The following is a 1,541-nucleotide window of genomic DNA, read 5'->3' as shown; positions in this document are numbered from 1 at the left end:
AAGCTCGCCGTCAACTACCGCGGCGGAGTCATCCTGCGGGCCATCACAATCTGGCTGAAGCCGTTAGGAGACACGCCCTAGCCATCTTTCGTGGAAAGGGCGCTTTCTAGCCAACGTTCACCACGGCCGTGCACCAGCCATTCAGCACGCTCGTGCCCGCGTTCTCACGATGGCTTATACCGAGCACCCTCAACGCTTCGTTCGGCAGCACCCGCAGCCACCCACGTTCCCGATGACGTCCTGGATCAACGAACCCGAGAAGGAAGAAACGAACTCAATGACCGCCTAAAGAAACTGACTCATAAAGGTTGACATCTTCCGAAGGCGATAAAGAACGTCATTATTGCTTTGCGAGCAGCGAGAGCCGGGTTGGAGAATGTCCTGAGCACACGAGTTCTCACCACACCTTCCACTCAGAGCAGCCTCCTGGGCGCTGAAGCAGTCGTTTTCGGGGCCTTCGGGAAGAATGACGCACCAAGGATGCTCCGGAAAGTCACTGTCCTCGGCTATGATACGGATCAGCTCGTTGAAATTAAGCCCGCTGAGCTTGGGCTTGGGCTTGGGTCTGCGCCGCCGATTGCGGTTGCCGATTCTCGGCGCTGACCATCCAGGCGTACTGCTCCAACTTTTCAATGAAAAGGTGGAGAATATCGGCGCTGGTGGGATCTTCCTCGTCGACGTCATCGTGCACGACCCGCATGTTCTCCACCGTGAGGTTCAGGCGCTCCGTAATGAGGCTGATCGCATCCGTGGTGAGTACCTCGCCGGCGGGAAAGCTCGGCAAGTGCGTGGTCGCGGTGACGGTTTCGATGCGCCCGTCGGGCTGCGCGTTGAGGGCGCGCAAGCGTTCGGCCAATTGATCAGAAAATTCACGCACCTCCCCGACGATTTCATCGAGCTGCAGATGCAGATCACGAAAGTTCGGTCCAACGATGTTCCAGTGCGCCTGCTTGCCCTGCAAATGCAGCGCAATCAGGTCGACAAGAACGGACTGCAAGTTCGTGCGGAGTGTCTCGGAGACGTGCATGGTGTCCTTTCGTGGTACGAGGATAGAAGATAAAATATGACGTCATTGCGTCAGCTACCAGTGTGGTTGTTAGGGCTTCAACGAACGTCTTGACCTGCTTAAGGCCTCTCTTGATGATATGACCATCAACCCAAAGACCGCACCGAACTGTATTTCCAGACAATGCGACTGATCCCGTTGCGAGGACAGCTCACAAAAGAGAATGTTCACCAAAGCACAATCACGTCGGGACTTCACTTCCGGATACAAAACGACGCCGTGAAATTAGTCGTCCTTACAACCAGGCGGTCACAACCGCTCTTCGGGAGCGAGGTGTTAACGAGACCACTGGAGGCGTTGGGTGATGACGTTCACGACCCACGGATAGACCGGAAAGACCGACGGAGGGACAAAGCCTTCCTCCTACTCGGTATTCCGGGCGATACGCACGCAGCAGTATCCGTCTTTCGGTGCAAATTGCACCTTGCGGGCGCGCTCACCCGCACCTTCCGCGACCCCTTCCAGTAGGGCCAGG

1 protein-coding gene is annotated in these 1,541 nt (G+C 56.6%); it reads right to left on the bottom strand.

Translation table 11 applies throughout. The annotated features are described in order from the left end of the window. Nucleotides 1-532 precede the first annotated feature (532 nt). On the bottom strand, nt 533-1,027 hold the full coding sequence (locus CXY83_RS00010) for a Dps family protein (protein ID WP_104195411.1): 495 nt from the start codon (nt 1,025-1,027) through the stop codon (nt 533-535). Nucleotides 1,028-1,541 lie beyond the last annotated feature (514 nt).

The sequence above is a fragment of the Cryobacterium sp. M15 genome (assembly GCF_002929675.1).
Classification (GTDB): Bacteria; Actinomycetota; Actinomycetes; order Actinomycetales; family Microbacteriaceae; genus Cryobacterium; species Cryobacterium lyxosi.
This window is presented reverse-complemented; position numbering and strand designations above follow the sequence as displayed.

Coding starts and splice junctions, on each gene's coding strand:
- CXY83_RS00010 (WP_104195411.1), bottom strand. CDS start 1,027: ATGCACGTCTCCGAGACACTCCGCACGAACTTGCAGTCCGTTCTTGTC.